Origin of the sequence: Kaistella sp. PBT33-4 (assembly GCF_029194425.1) — a bacterium.
In the GTDB taxonomy this organism is placed as follows: domain Bacteria; phylum Bacteroidota; class Bacteroidia; order Flavobacteriales; family Weeksellaceae; genus Marnyiella.
On the sequence record NZ_JARFYL010000003.1, the window covers coordinates 63,459 to 79,457 of the forward strand.

Genomic DNA, 15,999 nt, shown 5'->3' on the forward strand with positions numbered 1-15,999 from the left:
TTGAAAAGCAAAAAACCGTCCAAGCCGGACGGTTTTACATATGGATCCAACTTAAATCAGACGTCAATACGTGCGTATTTAGCGTTCTTCTCAATGAATTCTCTCCTTGGCGGTACTTCATCACCCATTAACATGGAGAAGATTCGGTCGGCCTCACCTGCGTTGTCTATTGTTACCTGTTTCATCGTACGGTGATCCGGATTCATTGTGGTTTCCCATAATTGTTCAGCGTTCATCTCACCGAGACCTTTATAACGCTGTACATCAACCCCTTTTCCGTCCGGAGACATTTCCAGTGTGTAATCTTCCCGCTCCTTTTCGTTCCAGGCATAAATCTTCTTATTACCTTTCTTCAGGAGGTAAAGTGGCGGCGATGCGATATACACGTAGCCCTGCTCTATAAGCTCCTTCATATAACGGAAAAAGAAGGTCAGGATCAGTGTGGAAATGTGTGAACCGTCCACATCGGCATCGGTCATGATCACTACCTTATGGTATCTCAGTTTAGAGAGATTGAGTGCTTTGCTGTCCTCTTCAGTTCCTACCGACACACCAAGAGCCGTATAGATATTTTTAATCTCCTCATTATCGTAGACCTTATGGATCATGGATTTTTCCACGTTCAGGATCTTACCGCGCAACGGAAGAATCGCCTGGAAATGACGGTCACGGCCCTGCTTGGCAGTTCCACCTGCCGAATCCCCCTCCACCAGGTAGATTTCTGAAATCGCAGGATCCTTGGAAGAGCAGTCTGCAAGCTTACCTGGAAGTCCGGCTCCGCCCATAGGTGATTTTCGCTGCACCATTTCACGTGCTTTCTTGGCAGCCTGCCGCGCTTTAGCCGCCAAAACTACTTTCTGCACGATCATCTTGGCTTCGTTAGGATTCTCTTCCAGGAAATTGGTCAGCATTTCACCCACGATCTTATCCACAGCACCTGCAACCTCGGAGTTACCAAGTTTCGTTTTGGTCTGACCTTCAAACTGAGGCTCCATCACTTTAACCGAAATAATGGCTGTAAGACCCTCACGGAAATCATCGCCGGTAACCTCTACCTTTTCCTTGGCAGGTATGCCCAGTTCATCGGCAAATTTCTTCAGTGTCCTGGTAAGTGCACGTCTGAAACCTGTAAGGTGCGTACCTCCCTCGTGGGTATTGATATTATTTACATAAGAATGTAAGTTCTCGTTGAATGACGTATTGTAGCGCATGGCCACCTCCACGGGAATATCATCCCTTTCGCCCTCCATGAAGATCACATTATCCATGATGGCCTCGCGGTTGCCGTCGATGAATTCAACAAATTCCTTAAGCCCGCCCTCAGAATAGAATGTTTCCTGCTGTAATGATCCGTCTTCATTCTTTACCCTTTCGTCTGTAAGGGTGATGGAGATACCGCGGTTCAGGAAGGCCAGTTCGCGCAGGCGTGCGGCCAGAGTATCATAATTAAACAGTATTTCCTGAAAAATAGTCTCATCAGGTTCAAAGAATACTTCCGTACCTCTCCCGTCTGTTGTTCCAATCTCCTTCACCGGCCCAAGGGCTGCCCCACGTGAATATTTTTGCTGATATACCTTGCCGTCACGGTTTACTGTTGCCACAAGAGATACGGAAAGTGCGTTAACAACCGAAACCCCCACACCATGCAAACCACCGGAGACCTTATAGGAATCCTTGTCGAACTTTCCACCTGCACCAATTTTGGTCATTACTACTTCCAGAGCCGATTTTTGCTCCTTTTCGTGGAAATCTACCGGAATCCCGCGTCCGTTATCCTTTACTGAAATAGATTCTCCCTCATGTATGGTGACCGAAATGGTATCGCAGTGTCCGGCCAGTGCCTCGTCAATGGAATTATCCACAACCTCATAAACCAAATGATGAAGACCCCGTAAACCTACATCACCTATGTACATGGAAGGTCTCATCCGCACGTGTTCCATACCCTCCAGGGCCTGAATACTGCTTGCTGTATATTGTTTCTGACTCATACTGCTTGTTTTTGCCGCTGCAAATTAATGTGCAGCAAAATATTTATTTAATGTATAATTTAGTGATTGTTTTTGCGGTTTGCAAAGACCTACAAATATCGCGATTTTTACCCGGATATAAAAGTTAAAAAATGTTATTTAAAGTAATGCTGTAAACCCGGAACACGGGAGTTATGTGAAAGGTACAGAGACCCTTTAAACAAAAATAACGGACCGAAGCCCGTTATTAAATTGATGGAGTGTATTAAACCAGGTAAATCAGGATTTCATCAGCCGATTTTTCAACCTTAATCATTTCAAATTTCGTAAGGTTTTTGGTCGCTTTATCCCATTTCTTACCGGATAATTGTGCACGTTCCTTAACCTCTGACAGCTGCATGGCTTCTTCCTGAGAATTCAGGATCTCCAAAATAACCTTTTCGTCCTCGCCGAGTTCCACCTGCGGAACTGTTTTCTCGGGCTTCATCTGAGGAAAGAAAAGTACTTCCTGGATAGAAGCGTTATTGGTAAGGAACATAATTAACCTGTCCATACCGATCCCCAGACCTGAAGTTGGCGGCATCCCGTATTCCAGGGCGCGCAGGAAATCGTTGTCAATGAACATCGCTTCATCATCCCCTCTTTCAGAAAGTGCAAGCTGAGATTCAAAACGTTCGCGTTGATCAATTGGGTCGTTAAGCTCCGAATAGGCGTTGGCCACCTCCTTTCCGCAGATCATCAGTTCAAAACGTTCGGTAAGGCCTTCTTTGCTGCGGTGCTTTTTGGTTAAAGGCGACATTTCAACCGGATAATCAGTGATAAATGTAGGCTGAATGAAGTTACCTTCACACTTCTCACCGAAAATTTCATCGATGAGTTTTCCTTTGCCCATGGTTTCGTCCACCTCAATACCAATCGATTTAGCAAAATCGTAAAGTTCTTTTTCGGTTTTTCCTGTAATGTCAAAACCTGTAAACTTCTGGATGGCTTCCGTCATGGACACCCGTGGATAGGGAGCTTTAAAATCAATCTGGTTCTCGCCGAAGGTAGCAGTAGTGGTACCGTTTACCTGAACCGCACAGAATTCCAGCAGTTTTTCAGTGAAGTCCATCATCCAGTTATAGTCTTTATAGGCCACATAGATTTCCATCGCCGTAAATTCCGGATTATGGGTACGGTCCATCCCTTCATTTCTGAAGTTCTTGGAAAACTCATAAACACCATCAAAGCCCCCAACAATAAGTCTTTTCAGATAAAGTTCATTGGCAATCCTTAAATACAGTGGAATATCAAGCGCGTTATGATGCGTGATAAAAGGCCTGGCAGCTGCACCACCGGGAATAGACTGAAGGATAGGTGTTTCTACCTCAAAATAGCCTGCATCATTGAAGAAGGTACGCATGGCGTTGAAAAGTTTTGTACGCTTAACGAATATCTCCTTTACATGTGGATTTACAGTAAGGTCTACATAACGCTGTCTGTAACGCAGTTCTGCATCATTAAATGCGTCATGGACCACTCCGTTCTCATCGGTACGTGGCTGCGGCAGCGGACGAAGGGATTTCGTAAGAATTTTGAAATTCTTTACCATTACGGTTTTCTCACCCACCTGAGTACTGAAAAGTTCACCTTCAATACCGATGATATCACCGATGTCCAAAAGGTGTTTATAAACTTCATTGTACAGGGTTTTGTCTTCACCTGTACAGATTTCATCCCTGTTAAAATAAACCTGAATCCTGCCTTCGGAATCCTGGAGCTCAGCAAAACTTGCCTTACCCTGAATCCTTCGGCTCATTAGTCGTCCCGCAATCTGCACCTGTTTACCTTCAGTGAAATCGTCCTTTATACTTTTGGTAGTTGCTGAGATTTTATATTCCTCTGCCGGAAAAGCGTCAATACCCATTTTGGTAAGGGTTGCCAACTTTTCTCTTCTGATGATTTCCTGTTCTGATAACTGCATGTTTGCTTGCTTTTTAAGAGGGCAAATTTAGTTAAATTTCTGCAGTAAACGGAACAGCTGGGCATAAAAAAAGCAGCCGTACGGGCTGCTGTATATTGCTTAGCTAAGGTCTAATTTACCCGCAGACTCAGAATGTATTCCACCATCTTCTTTGCATTGTCACGGCTCATGCCGGGATGGGCAGACATTGGGACACTACCCCACACACCGCTGCCGCCATCAATTATTTTGCCGGCAAGCAGTTCAAGGTTTTCCGGACTGTTATCATATTTTGCCGCAATTTCAAGGTAGGAAGGACCGATAAGTTTACTGTCTGTTTTATGACAGGTCATACAGTCGGTTCCTTCTATAAGTGATTTACCTTCTGTTATTCTGGCCATAAGATCTTCCGCCTTAAATTTCCTGAACCTTTTCCGGCGCAGAAGCTGGTGGTGCGTCAAAATCAGGAACAGAAGAAGTCTCTTTTTTAGCGCATGAAGTCATCAGCAGACCTGCAACTATACAGGCCATAAAGAATTTATTCATTCCCTGACGGCTTGGATTTATCTGTGGCTCCTGTAGAAGTAGTTCCCGCAGGATAGGGCTTAATTGTATCTCCGCTGGCATTTGGTCCAGGACCCTCGAAGGTGGAAGTTGCAGTGGGTTCGGAGATGGTTTGTGTTGTATCCATTTCAGAAACTTCCGGCTCGGCAAGCATCGTATTGCTGTCCTGCTTGTAAGTACTGTCTTTTTTGCTGCAGCTGGCTGCAATAAGTGCCGTGGCGAATGTTAATGTAAGTAGCTTTTTCATAATATCAAATTTGGACAAAAATAGGACATTAGGTTTTAATTTGCGGCTTTACACATAAAAAGAGCTCAAGAATTACACCTTATTTTTAATTGTAATAATTATAAATTTATCAGGCTCAACAATTTAGAGAAAATGCTTCGTACCTTTGACCAGTGAAACGGCTGACTGTATATTTATTTCTAACTGTTTACCTTCTCTCTTTTACGGAGGTGCAGCAAATACTGAGACTGCCCAACCTTGTTTCGCATTTTCTGGCGCATCGGATTAGCAACAGCGACACGACCGTATATTCCTTTTTAAAGATGCATTATGTTGACGAACAGAGTGTGGATTCCGACTATGAGCAGGATATGAAACTACCTTTTAAAACTCACGAAACAAATACAGTAGTCGTAAACCCACTCACTATCCCGGAAAATTTCACCTTTTCACTCTTAAGTCCTGCCCCATTCAGGGAGCGAAAAGTTATTCCATTCCGAAATTTCATTTATGCTTCCAATACGCTGAACAGCGTGTTCCGCCCACCGGTTTTTGTTTAAATATTGTAAAGATGAATCCTATTCAATCACTGAATTGAGGAGGGGTTTGCATTTCTCATTATTTAAACTTTAAATCAGTCAAAATGAACAATACACATCTGCATTTGGTAGTAAACCATTTGCCAATTATATTTCCTGTAGCAGGGATCATCCTGCTTCTTATCGGTATTTTCACAAAAACCGAAGTTTCAAAACGTAACTCCTATTTCATTTTCATCCTTGGTGCAATTGCCTCAATTGCTGCTATGGCCACCGGCGAAGGCGCTGACCACGGCGTAGAAAACCTTCCGGGCGTGACCGATAGCCTTATTGAAACCCATGAAGAAGCAGCTGAGGTATTTGCCGCGCTGTCCTATGTCTTAGGAGGAATAAGCACAGTAGCACTTTTTGCGAGCTTCAGGAACTATATTTTTTCCAAAATAATGCCTTTTGTTGTAGGCTTATTTGCCCTCGCGACATTGTTTTTCGCTCAGAAAGCCGGAAGAACGGGCGGCGAAATCCGGCATACGGAAATCAGGAGCAAAACTGCAAGTCAAAACTCCGGAGGAAACGCATTGGAAACGGAAGACAATCATGATGATGATTAATGTCATTTTAAAGCATTTGAATATCCTAAGATTCTTAAAATGAGCTTATTGGTTCGTAAATTTACTTAGGTTATTATTAATTTTTAAAGTGAAAAAATGCTAGACAGAATCATCAATTTTTCCATAAAAAATAAGCTGATCATCCTCCTTATGACGCTCGGCTGGATTATTTATGGAATAATAGAACTCAGAAAATTACCCATAGATGCGGTGCCGGACATTACCGACAATCAGGTGCAGCTCATCACCGCATCTGCCAGTCTTGGCGCTCCCGATGTAGAACGCTTCATTACTTTTCCTCTGGAACAGTCGATGAACAATATCCAGGGCATCAAGCAGATGCGCAGTTTTTCGCGCTTCGGACTCTCTGTGGTGACCATTGTTTTTGAGGAAGATGTAGATACTTATCTCGCACGGCAGCAGGTTTCGGAACGTTTACTGAATGTCTCAAAGAATATTCCCGAAACGCTCGGAATCCCCGAAATGGCCCCAATTTCAACCGGTCTTGGCGAGATTTATCAATACATCATCCGGCCAAAAACAGGTTATGAGCACCGCTACGATGCCATGGAACTGCGCACCATTCAGGACTGGATCGTGAGAAGACAGCTACTTGGAACCGATGGTGTTGCTGATGTTGCAAGTTTTGGCGGCAACCTTAAACAATATGAAGTTGCAGTAAATCCCGCGCAGCTTAAATCAATGGGAGTTACGATGCAGGAAGTTTTTACCGCACTGGAAAACAACAATCAAAATACCGGTGGAGCTTATATTGAAAAAGGACCCACGATTCTGTACATCAGGACAGAAGGTCTGATAGGGAAAATCAGGGACATTGAAAAAACGGTTGTTAAAAACCTTCCTGACGGTACACCAATCCTAATTGAAAACTTAGGAAAAGTGCAGTACGGAAATGCAATCCGGTACAGTGCAATGACCTACAATGGAAAAGGTGAGGTGGCCGGAGCAGTTGTAATGATGATGAAAGGCGCCAACTCCAATGAAGTGATAGGTAAGGTAAAAGCAAGGATTGAAGAAATCAGGAAAACCCTTCCGGAAGGCGTGGTTATAGAACCTTTTCTGGACCGGACCAAAATGGTGAATAACGCCATCAGTACCGTTTCTAAAAACCTCATTGAAGGTGCCTTAATCGTCATCTTTGTCTTAGTTCTTTTTCTCGGAAACCTGCGCGCCGGATTTATTGTTTCATCCGTCATTCCACTGTCCATGCTGTTTGCGTTCATCATGATGAACTTTTTCGGTGTCAGTGGAAACCTAATGAGTTTGGGCGCTTTGGACTTTGGATTAATTGTGGACGGAGCGGTGATTATCGTTGAGGCGATCCTGCACAGGCTCCATGGACCAACATTACAGAACAAAAGTTTACTTACCACTACCGAAATGGATGAAACGGTGCAGAGTTCTGCCGGGAAAATGATGAATTCCGCGGTATTCGGCCAGATTATTATTCTGATGGTTTATCTTCCGATTCTCACCTTGGAAGGTGTTGAAGGGAAAATGTTTAAACCGATGGCGCTGACGGTGATTTTTGCCCTTTTAGGCGCGTTTATCCTTTCGTTAACCTATGTTCCGATGATGAGTGCGCTGTTTCTGTCAAAGAAAATATCGCACAAAAAGAACTATGCGGACCGAATGATGGAAACGCTGGAAGCCGCTTATGACAGAATTCTTAAAAAAATTCTGAAATATCAGAATCCGCTGTTCTTCAGCGTCCTGGGTTTATTCTTTTTTTCCGTTTTTATCTTGACCAGACTGGGCGGCGAATTTATTCCTACGCTTCCGGAAGGTGACTTCGCTGTGGACACGCGGGTTTTACCCGGAAGTAACCTGAAGACGTCAACTGAAGCTGTTTTAAAAAGTCAGCAGATCCTGCTGAAAAAATTCCCTGAAATTGAGAAAATCGTAGGGAAAACAGGCAGCAGCGAAATTCCGACGGATCCGATGCCAATCGATGCAAGTGATATGATGATTATCCTGAAACCCCGCGAGGAATGGACTTCAGCCAAATCTTATGATGAACTCGCCGAAAAAATGTCTGTGGAACTCAAGAAAAATCTCATCGGTGTCACCTATTCCTTTCAGTATCCGGTGAATATGAGGTTTAATGAACTCATGACCGGTGCCAGACAGGATGTGGTGTGCAAGATTTTTGGTGAAAATCTTGACTCTCTTAAGGTTTATGCTGAAAAACTGGGTGAAATCTCCCGGAAAATTAAAGGAGCCGAAAACATTTATGTGGAACCCATCTCCGGAATGCCGCAAATTGTAATTGAGTATAACCGGGCTGCACTTTCACAATTTGGACTGAACATCGGCGATGTAAACAGGTTGGTAAACACCGCTTTTGCGGGCCAAAGCGCGGGTTCTGTTTTTGAAGAAGAGAAAAAATTCGATCTGGTGGTCCGTCTCGACGGTGAACTCAGGAAAAACGTAGATGATGTGAAAAACCTGCTGATTCCGACACCTACAGGTGCGGAAATTCCTCTGAGTACCGTAGCTCATGTAGAAATAAAGGAAAGCGTAAACCAGATCCAGCGCGAAGAGGCACACCGCAGAATCATTGTCGGTTTGAATGTGAAAGGCCGCGACATACAATCCACCGTTACCGATTTGCAACAGGCAGTGGATAAAGATCTGAAACTTCCCGTGGGCTACACCATCAAATACGGCGGAACGTTTGAGAATCTTCAGCAGGCACAGAAACGTTTGGGGATCGCAGTTCCGGTAAGTCTGGCATTAATACTTCTCATGCTTTATTTCGCTTTCAGTTCTGTGAAATATGGACTGATTATTTTCACGACGATTCCTTTATCTGCGATTGGCGGCATACTTTCACTCTGGCTTCGCGGAATGAATTTCAGCATTTCTGCCGGAGTTGGTTTCATCGCTCTTTTTGGAGTGGCAGTACTTAACGGAATTGTTTTGATTGCCGAATTCAACCGTCAGAAGGAAATTCATTCTGATCTGAATGAAGTGGTACAGATTGGCGGTAAAATGAGACTGCGACCAGTACTAATGACGGCGCTGGTTGCATCGCTGGGATTTTTGCCAATGGCTCTGAGCCTGGGTGAAGGTGCAGAAGTGCAAAGGCCGCTTGCTACAGTAGTTATTGGCGGTTTGCTGCTGGCGACATTCCTAACGCTCTTTATTTTACCAACCGTTTATATCTGGTTTGAAAAACATTTTCCACAGAAGAAGAAAACCATTAACCTGGATGAATAAAATGAAAAATAAATACCTCCATATCCTGTTTCTGCTGTGCTTTCTCAATTTTTTTTCGCAGACGCCGGTTTCTCTTGAGACCGCTTTCGAAAAAGCGATTGAGAACAATCTTCAGGTAAAGTCCGGGCAGCTTAAAAAAGATTATCACCACCGGATTAAAAATTCTGCTGCCGTTGTAGACCCCCTGAACATCACCGCAGAAATCGGGCAGCTGAATTCTGCGTATGCAGATAACGCCATTTCTGTAAACCAAAAGCTGCGGTTACCCAAATTCTACCAAAGTCAGAACCAGGTTTTGATGGAGGAATGGAAAAATGCCATGCTGACGCTGGAAGTACAAAAATTACAGCTGAAGCGTGAACTTGCACTGAGTTACAATAACCTGAATTATCTGGATGAAAAGCAGAAACTGCTTGAAAAAGCCGACAGTATTTATTCCCAATATTATCAGCGGGCAGACCTTCGTTTAAGGGCAGGTGAAAGCAATATCCTGGAGAAAACAACGGCAGAAAACTACCGTAGTCAGGCAGAAATTCAGTTGCAGAACTTAATGAAGGACCGCGAGGTATCGCAACATCAGCTCAATTATTTAATAAATGATGCCCAGTATTATACCAATCTGAAAGGTGGTTTTTATATCATGGAACTGATATCAGATGGAAATTATGACGGAAATGCAACCGTTCTAAAACAGTATGAACAGCAAAAAAACATTGAAAATGCCAAACTCAATGCGGAAAAAACCAAGCTGTTGCCGAGTGTTAATCTGGGGGTTACCTCTGCCACACAATATGGATTTGGAGCGGATGAAAAATTCTACGACCGTGGGAAACGATTTCAAAGTGGGCTGATTGGCCTGGACTTGCCTTTGTTTAACACTGCGCAGAAATCCATAATAGAAGGCCAAAAAATCAATCAGCAGATTGCAGAAAACAATTATCAGATTGCTGTAAAAAATCTGAAAAACCGGTATGCTGTTACTTTTGGCGCATACCTGAAACTGAAATCAGAACTTGAATATTACAGAAGCAAAGGGCTGAAAAATGCTCAAACCATCTTTTTTACCGCAAACCTGCTTTTAAAGGAGGGTGAAATCAATTATCTGGAATACACGATGCTCGTCAACCAAAGCCTTGAAATCGAGAACCGGTATATCGATGCCCAAAAACTGTTTAATGAAAAAATAATTGAGCTGAACGCTCTGAGAGCCGAATAAACTATTCACTTAAATCAAAATTATCAAATGAAAAAATTCACAACACTACACCGCATCATCCACTGGACCATTGCCACCGCAATGCTCGTGCTCTTTGCCACGGGATTTCTTAGAATGTTCTGGATGTCTAAAAAAACCATTACCACTGCCGTAAACTCCGAACTGGAGGCGCAACAGATGCAGCTGCCACAGGAAAGCGTGCTTGCTATTGCAAAAAGCATCATCAACCCAATGTTTGAGTGGCACGTCAATTTCGCCTATGTCCTTGTAGCCGCCTATATCATAAGGTTAATCTACATGTTTGCGAAAGGAATCCGGTTTCCGAACCCCTTTTCCAAAAATACAAATGGAAAAGACCGACTGCAAGGAACCGTTTACCTCATTTTTTATGTACTTCTCATTGTGCAGATTCTAACCGGTTTTGCGCTGAAATTCGAATTGGCCGGCGAAGCAACTTTAGAAAGAGCGGAAGAAGTGCACAAATTTGCGGTTTACTGGCTTCCAACCTTTGTAGTGCTGCATTTTATGGGAATCATCTTTGGGGAACTGACGAATAAAAAAGGGATTGTTTCCAAAATGATCGGCGGCGAACAAATAAACCTGCCAGAATGAAAGAATTTGCAGCAATCATCCTTACCGGCTTGCTGGTGTTTTCCTGTTCCAATGAGAAAGAAGCACAAGAAAAGGCAACTTTTTCCGTATCGGGTAATCAGATTACGCTTACCGCGCTGCAACATAAAAATGCAGGCATAGAAACCACAACGCTGGCGAACCAAAGCATTGCAAACAAAATCATGCTTCCCGGTCAGATCAGTGTTCCGCCACAGGCCATGTCGGGGGTTTCATCGTCATCCGGCGGTATTGTGAAAGCGGCTAGATTTATGCCCGGAAATTATGTTGCAAAGGGACAAACACTGGCGGTTGTTGAAAATCCCGAACTGGCAAAACTTCAGCAGGATTATCTGCAGGCAAGGTCCGCGGTCGGATATGCCCAGAAGGATTATGAAAGACAGAAATACCTGAATCAGTATCAGGCAAGTTCAAATAAAGTAACTCAGCGTGCGATGAGTGAGTTGCAAAGCCAAAATGCAGCAGTGCGGAGAATCTCTTCACAGCTTCGTTCCTATGGAATTAGTCCTGAAGGGGTAAGTGCAGGAAATATTCAGAAAAGTACTGCGGTTACCGCACCAATTTCCGGATATGTTTCCACTTTGAATGTTAGCGTTGGCCAGTATGTGTCCCCCGCCGAGGTGCTTTACACGATTGTGAACAGCAATGTTATCCATTTGGAACTGAGGGTGTTTGAAAAAGACCTGAATAAACTTTCTATTGGACAGAGGGTGTACGCTTTTACCAACCAAAATCCGGATAAAAAATACGCTGCCGCCGTGAAACTCATCGGTAAAGATTTTTCTGCAGACCGAAGTGTCATGGTACACTGCGACTTAATCGATAAAGATGAATCACTGATTCCAGGTACGTTTATGAATGCCGAGGTTGAGGTGAATGCAGAAGAAGGTTTCGTTATTTCTGACGATGCCATAGTTACGTGGGAAGACCGACAGTATATTTTTGAAGAAGTGAAAACACTCACCTACAAAATGTTTCCGGTAACCGTGGGGAATTCTGAAAGCGGGTATACCGAACTGCTGAATTTTGACCCTAAAAACAGCAATAAAAAGTTTGTAATTAAAGGTGCATATTCCCTGCTGATGGCCCTGAAAAATGTTGAGGAATAAGAAATTTAACGGAGAAAATAATCAGAATATAACAGGACTTTGACGCTCAACCAGGCAAAGTCTTTTTTTATATTTTTGCGCCATGAAGATTCTGATTCTGGACAATTACGACAGCTTCACCTATAATCTGGTCCAGATGACCGAGCAAATCCTTGGTGAAAGGGTTGAGGTTGCCAAAAATGATGAAATAAGTGTGGCCCAGGCAGCGCAATTTGACAAAATCATTATTTCTCCCGGTCCGGGAGTACCGGCCGAAGCCGGAATCCTGAAAGAACTAATTGCAGAACTTCATAAGGAGATCCCAATGCTTGGAATTTGTCTGGGCCTGCAGGCCATTGCCGAATGTTTTGGCGGAAAGCTCATCAATCTTCACCAAATTTATCATGGTGTGGCTTCGCCTGTTATTATCCTGAATACCGAATGCAAACTTTTTCAAAGTATTCCGCAAAATTTTGAAGCAGGTCGATATCACAGCTGGGCGGTGCATCCGGACACATTTCCGGAACCACTTGAAGTAACTGCCGTTGATGCTGATGGTATTATAATGGCGCTCCAGCACCGAAGCTATAATCTACATGCCGTGCAGTTTCATCCTGAAAGTGTGCTGACAACAGAAGGTAAAAAGATCATTTCTAATTTTCTGTTGGATTAATATTCACTGCATAGGATAATAAATATTAAATTTGCACCTTTAAATGTGATTATGACAGCAACCCAGAACAGAAGCCTGAAATTCAGTGACCTTGGTTTAATGGATTATTTGCCCGCTTTCGATTACCAGGAAAAGCTGATGAAGGAAATTATCGACATTAAACTGGCTAACCGCGAAAAGAGTGAGGATGACAGAGAGGAAACGCCTAATTATCTTTTGTTTGTGGAGCATCCTCACGTGTACACCCTGGGAAAATCAGGAGACGAGCACAATATGCTGGCAAATGCTGAAAAGCTTAAAGAAATTGATGCCACCTATGTAAAGACCAACCGGGGCGGCGACATTACCTATCACGGTTTTGGCCAACTCGTAGGCTATCCGGTTCTGGACCTGGACAATTTTAAATCCGACATCTTTCTCTATATGCGAAACCTGGAGGAAGTAATCATCCGCACGATCGCAGAATATGGCCTGAAGGGTGAACGCAGTGAAGGACAGACAGGCGTTTGGCTGGACGTGGGAAAACCTTATGCACGTAAAATCTGCGCGATGGGTGTTAAAACTTCAAAATGGGTCACCATGCACGGTTTCGGCCTGAATGTGAACACCGATTTACGTTATTTTGAATATATCATTCCCTGCGGAATAAAGGACAAGGCAGTCACTTCACTACAGCGCGAACTGGAAAGGAAATTTACCGGTGAAGAGATTGCAGAACTGAAGGAAAAAATCAAAAAGCACTTCACCGAAGTATTTGAAGCTACGCTTACCTAAACTCCACCACCTTCAGATTACTTAAAAGGTTTTATACCCACTGTAAACCTGCACAGCGTCTTCAAGTAACGGAGCAGCCAGCCTGCGGAACTCCAAAAGATGTTCGCTTACATTATGCTGCCGGTGATGTTCTGCCGAACGCCAAAGTTCAGCGATGAAGAAAACGCCTTTCTTATCTGTATCTTCCACCAGGTCGTACTGCAGGCAGCCTTCCTCTTTCCTGGTTTCGTAAACAAGTTTGTTCAGGATCTCTACCGCGTCCATCAGATAATTCTCCCTGAAACGGAGGCAACAATATAAAGTTCTTTCATTTTTTAAATCTGCGCACAAAAGTAAGCAAAAAGGTAAGCCCTGTACGGTGTCAGGCATGAATAAAATCCTTATGTTCGTGGAAATAAACACAGACTTTACAGATCATGTTCTCAAAACAGGAAGCTCAGCAGTTAAAACAGGAATTCTGGACCGCCTTCGGCAAAAGTTTTCCGAGAAAATGGATCCTTTACGATACCAAGATCAAGGATTTTTCCTTTAAATTTTACGCCGACAATAAGAAAGCCGAGGTCTCACTGGATCTGGAAATGAAGGACGAACTGTTCCGCAATGCCTATTACGAGAAAATATGGTCTTTGGAAAACATGCTGGAAGAACATGTGGGCGAGTTTCAAAAAGACGAATTCTACACCCTTGAAAACGGCAAAGTAATCTCGCGGATTTGGGTTTCAAAGGAAAATGTTTCCATCTTCAACAAAAACACATGGCAGGACATATTTGAATTCTTCGTGGAAAAAATGGAAGCTTTTCAACGCTTTTATTACGAATATGAGGATTTTATAAAGGATGTGTAACCTTTAATTTACGCAAACCTCCTCTTTCTGATCAGGTAGAATAAACCGCCCAGGATGCCGATGATGGCTAAAGGCAGGAGCAAATTAATCCATTGCCAATAGCTTTTTTCGTAATCTATCCGTTGGCGGTCCAAAAGACGTGCTTCAATATTCCGGTTACGGAGCTGCATAAGGTTGGCGTCATCCAGAAGGAAATCCAGCGCATTGCTCAGGAACTGTCCGTTGCCATAGCTTTGTTTCGTAAGCAGATCTTCACCCAGTGGAAGTGGCTTTCCTTTAAGGACCTGGTTGCGACCTACGTCGCCGTCCGAAATGACGATCATTTTATTGTCTGCACTTTGCTTTTTAAAACCCGGAAAAGACCTGGACTCAATACGGTTGGCATATGCCGATGTAAATTTGCCCTGAAGTGAGACCGCAAAGATTTTAGGCGCGCTTGGCTTTTCGAACGCAGCTACAGAGTCGGCACTTACGATTTCGGAAAGGGAAACATAGTTAGGCACCGGTTTCACAGAAGTCCTTTCACTGCTTTCAAAAAGCACCTCGGTTTTAATGCCGGGGCGTCCCAATGTATCAATTGCCGTCGGGAATTCAAATTTAACCGGATTAATGTTCTTGGTGATGGGATTATTTTTTTCGGCGATGCCCAACGGGAAATAAGGCCAAAGAAATGAACTGTACTGCGGATTACCGGCTACCTCACCGGAAACAATTCGCAGGAGAGCCGACTTTTTCATGTCCTTCACCAGACCCGGATTTATACGGACACCATAATTGAAGAAGAAATCATTCATATTGGTCTCAATAGGATAAGCCATAATCTTCTTCGACCTGTAAAGTGTATCCATTTCAGCATTCACAGCGTCCATCATCCACAAAGTCTTACCGCCGTTCATAATGTATTGGTCGAGCACCACCTTTTCACCGTCTGTAAAAGGTTTACGGGGCTTCGCGATCACCAGAGCGTCCATTTGCCTGAGTCTCGGAACATCTGCCACGGTAAGTTCGGTTCCGTTCTCCGGAATTATGGGTCCTGTATTGTAATTCTGAAGCGCCATCTGCATAAAACCCTGAAATTCTTCAGGTCTGAGTTCATCCTGGTTTATCAGGATACCTACGTTTTTGCGGCTGTCGCGTGTGATGTCTTTTATATTTGAAATCAGGCTGTACTCCAGGCCTTCAATGGATTTGCTCAGTTGTTCTGCCGGCTCCAGCCCTGCCTGGTTTACGATAAGCGGAATTGATGTTCCATAAGTCTCATATTTCAGGACTGCATATGGGAACATAACGATCTGACGGATCTCGCCGTCCTTCATATCAGGTAAAACCGATGGCTGCAGACCCATGGCCATCAAAGTATCCTGCGAAATCTTTGTCTTTATAGGGTCAATGAATTTATAATCGATTTTCGGATTGATCTTGCGGAATTCTTCCAGCATAAAACGGGTTTCATTCTGAAGCTGTCTGAAACTTGCCGGGAAATCACCTTCCAGATAGACTTCCACCATCAGTGGTTTATCCACTGATTTCAAAACCTCCTGTGAGGATTCCGAAAGTGTATAACGTTTCTCCTCAGTAAGGTCCAGCCTGAAACTGAACAGACCGTAGGCACCTAAAAGCAGAATCACCGCTGCAATGATATATAAAACTGTATTTTTTTGCATTTTCATCTTCTTAACAA

General features: G+C 43.6%; 14 protein-coding genes and 1 pseudogene. 9 read left to right on the plus strand and 6 right to left on the minus strand.

All coding sequences use genetic code 11. The features are described 5' to 3' along the window. Positions 1-56: 56 nt before the first annotated feature. From gyrB to P0M11_RS06350, 4 genes and pseudogenes are all read right to left on the minus strand, one after another. Entirely contained in the window at positions 57-1,991 is a 1,935-nt protein-coding gene (gene gyrB / locus P0M11_RS06335) for a DNA topoisomerase (ATP-hydrolyzing) subunit B (protein ID WP_275624927.1), read from the minus strand. Between the two features lie 244 nt (positions 1,992-2,235). Beyond that, positions 2,236-3,933, minus strand: coding sequence for a lysine--tRNA ligase (gene lysS / locus P0M11_RS06340; RefSeq protein WP_275624928.1), 1,698 nt, complete (start codon positions 3,931-3,933; stop codon positions 2,236-2,238). A gap of 110 nt (positions 3,934-4,043) precedes the next feature. After that, a pseudogene (locus P0M11_RS06345) lies at positions 4,044-4,298 on the minus strand (c-type cytochrome); the annotation flags it as partial. A 152-nt stretch (positions 4,299-4,450) separates the two neighbouring features. Beyond that, positions 4,451-4,723: a hypothetical protein gene (locus P0M11_RS06350; RefSeq protein ID WP_158063798.1), complete on the minus strand. Its 273-nt coding sequence runs from the start codon at positions 4,721-4,723 to the stop codon at positions 4,451-4,453. Between the two features lie 209 nt (positions 4,724-4,932). Between P0M11_RS06350 and P0M11_RS06355 the strand changes: the two genes are divergently transcribed. The 8 genes from P0M11_RS06355 (at position 4,933) to lipB (ending at position 13,473) form a co-directional block, all read left to right on the plus strand. Then, entirely contained in the window at positions 4,933-5,262 is a 330-nt protein-coding gene (locus P0M11_RS06355; RefSeq protein WP_275624929.1) for a hypothetical protein, read from the plus strand. 83 nt (positions 5,263-5,345) lie between these two features. Next, a complete protein-coding gene (locus tag P0M11_RS06360) occupies positions 5,346-5,849 on the plus strand; it encodes a hypothetical protein (protein ID WP_275624930.1) in 504 nt (167 codons plus the stop codon). Between the two features lie 96 nt (positions 5,850-5,945). Further along, positions 5,946-9,092: a CusA/CzcA family heavy metal efflux RND transporter gene (locus P0M11_RS06365; protein WP_345774354.1), complete on the plus strand. Its 3,147-nt coding sequence runs from the start codon at positions 5,946-5,948 to the stop codon at positions 9,090-9,092. A gap of 1 nt (position 9,093) precedes the next feature. Next, positions 9,094-10,308, plus strand: coding sequence for a TolC family protein (locus tag P0M11_RS13300; RefSeq protein ID WP_345774355.1), 1,215 nt, complete (start codon positions 9,094-9,096; stop codon positions 10,306-10,308). 27 nt (positions 10,309-10,335) lie between these two features. Next, on the plus strand, positions 10,336-10,920 hold the full coding sequence (locus P0M11_RS06370; protein WP_158063793.1) for a cytochrome b/b6 domain-containing protein: 585 nt from the start codon (positions 10,336-10,338) through the stop codon (positions 10,918-10,920). Then, entirely contained in the window at positions 10,917-12,047 is a 1,131-nt protein-coding gene (locus P0M11_RS06375; RefSeq protein ID WP_275624931.1) for an efflux RND transporter periplasmic adaptor subunit, read from the plus strand. The genes P0M11_RS06370 and P0M11_RS06375 overlap by 4 nt, the downstream gene beginning before the upstream one ends. Before the next feature lie 82 nt (positions 12,048-12,129). Beyond that, positions 12,130-12,699: an aminodeoxychorismate/anthranilate synthase component II gene (locus tag P0M11_RS06380; RefSeq protein WP_275624932.1), complete on the plus strand. Its 570-nt coding sequence runs from the start codon at positions 12,130-12,132 to the stop codon at positions 12,697-12,699. A 51-nt stretch (positions 12,700-12,750) separates the two neighbouring features. Continuing rightward, positions 12,751-13,473 carry a lipoyl(octanoyl) transferase LipB gene (lipB, locus tag P0M11_RS06385; RefSeq protein ID WP_275624933.1) on the plus strand — a complete coding sequence of 241 codons (723 nt, stop codon included), beginning with the start codon at positions 12,751-12,753 and terminating at the stop codon, positions 13,471-13,473. A 21-nt stretch (positions 13,474-13,494) separates the two neighbouring features. On the opposite strand, the gene P0M11_RS06390 is transcribed toward lipB, so the two are convergent. After that, positions 13,495-13,737, minus strand: a complete 243-nt coding sequence (locus P0M11_RS06390) for a putative quinol monooxygenase (RefSeq protein WP_275624934.1) — start codon at positions 13,735-13,737, stop codon at positions 13,495-13,497. A gap of 152 nt (positions 13,738-13,889) precedes the next feature. On the opposite strand from P0M11_RS06390, the gene P0M11_RS06395 reads away from it, so the two are divergent. Continuing rightward, entirely contained in the window at positions 13,890-14,318 is a 429-nt protein-coding gene (locus tag P0M11_RS06395) for a DUF4268 domain-containing protein (protein WP_275624935.1), read from the plus strand. A gap of 8 nt (positions 14,319-14,326) precedes the next feature. On the opposite strand, the gene gldG is transcribed toward P0M11_RS06395, so the two are convergent. Next, positions 14,327-15,988: a gliding motility-associated ABC transporter substrate-binding protein GldG gene (gldG, locus tag P0M11_RS06400; protein ID WP_275624936.1), complete on the minus strand. Its 1,662-nt coding sequence runs from the start codon at positions 15,986-15,988 to the stop codon at positions 14,327-14,329. Positions 15,989-15,999: the final 11 nt, after the last annotated feature.

What these genes read in the sequence shown, in the direction of transcription:
- P0M11_RS06375 (WP_275624931.1), top strand. Translation starts at nt 10,917, where the DNA reads ATGAAAGAATTTGCAGCAATCATCCTTACCGGCTTGCTGGTGTTTTCC.
- P0M11_RS06350 (WP_158063798.1), bottom strand. Translation starts at nt 4,723, where the DNA reads ATGAAAAAGCTACTTACATTAACATTCGCCACGGCACTTATTGCAGCC.
- P0M11_RS13300 (WP_345774355.1), top strand. Translation starts at nt 9,094, where the DNA reads ATGAAAAATAAATACCTCCATATCCTGTTTCTGCTGTGCTTTCTCAAT.
- P0M11_RS06360 (WP_275624930.1), top strand. Translation starts at nt 5,346, where the DNA reads ATGAACAATACACATCTGCATTTGGTAGTAAACCATTTGCCAATTATA.
- gyrB (WP_275624927.1), bottom strand. Translation starts at nt 1,991, where the DNA reads ATGAGTCAGAAACAATATACAGCAAGCAGTATTCAGGCCCTGGAGGGT.
- P0M11_RS06390 (WP_275624934.1), bottom strand. Translation starts at nt 13,737, where the DNA reads ATGGACGCGGTAGAGATCCTGAACAAACTTGTTTACGAAACCAGGAAA.
- lysS (WP_275624928.1), bottom strand. Translation starts at nt 3,933, where the DNA reads ATGCAGTTATCAGAACAGGAAATCATCAGAAGAGAAAAGTTGGCAACC.
- P0M11_RS06370 (WP_158063793.1), top strand. Translation starts at nt 10,336, where the DNA reads ATGAAAAAATTCACAACACTACACCGCATCATCCACTGGACCATTGCC.
- P0M11_RS06380 (WP_275624932.1), top strand. Translation starts at nt 12,130, where the DNA reads ATGAAGATTCTGATTCTGGACAATTACGACAGCTTCACCTATAATCTG.
- P0M11_RS06395 (WP_275624935.1), top strand. Translation starts at nt 13,890, where the DNA reads ATGTTCTCAAAACAGGAAGCTCAGCAGTTAAAACAGGAATTCTGGACC.
- gldG (WP_275624936.1), bottom strand. Translation starts at nt 15,988, where the DNA reads ATGAAAATGCAAAAAAATACAGTTTTATATATCATTGCAGCGGTGATT.
- P0M11_RS06365 (WP_345774354.1), top strand. Translation starts at nt 5,946, where the DNA reads ATGCTAGACAGAATCATCAATTTTTCCATAAAAAATAAGCTGATCATC.
- lipB (WP_275624933.1), top strand. Translation starts at nt 12,751, where the DNA reads ATGACAGCAACCCAGAACAGAAGCCTGAAATTCAGTGACCTTGGTTTA.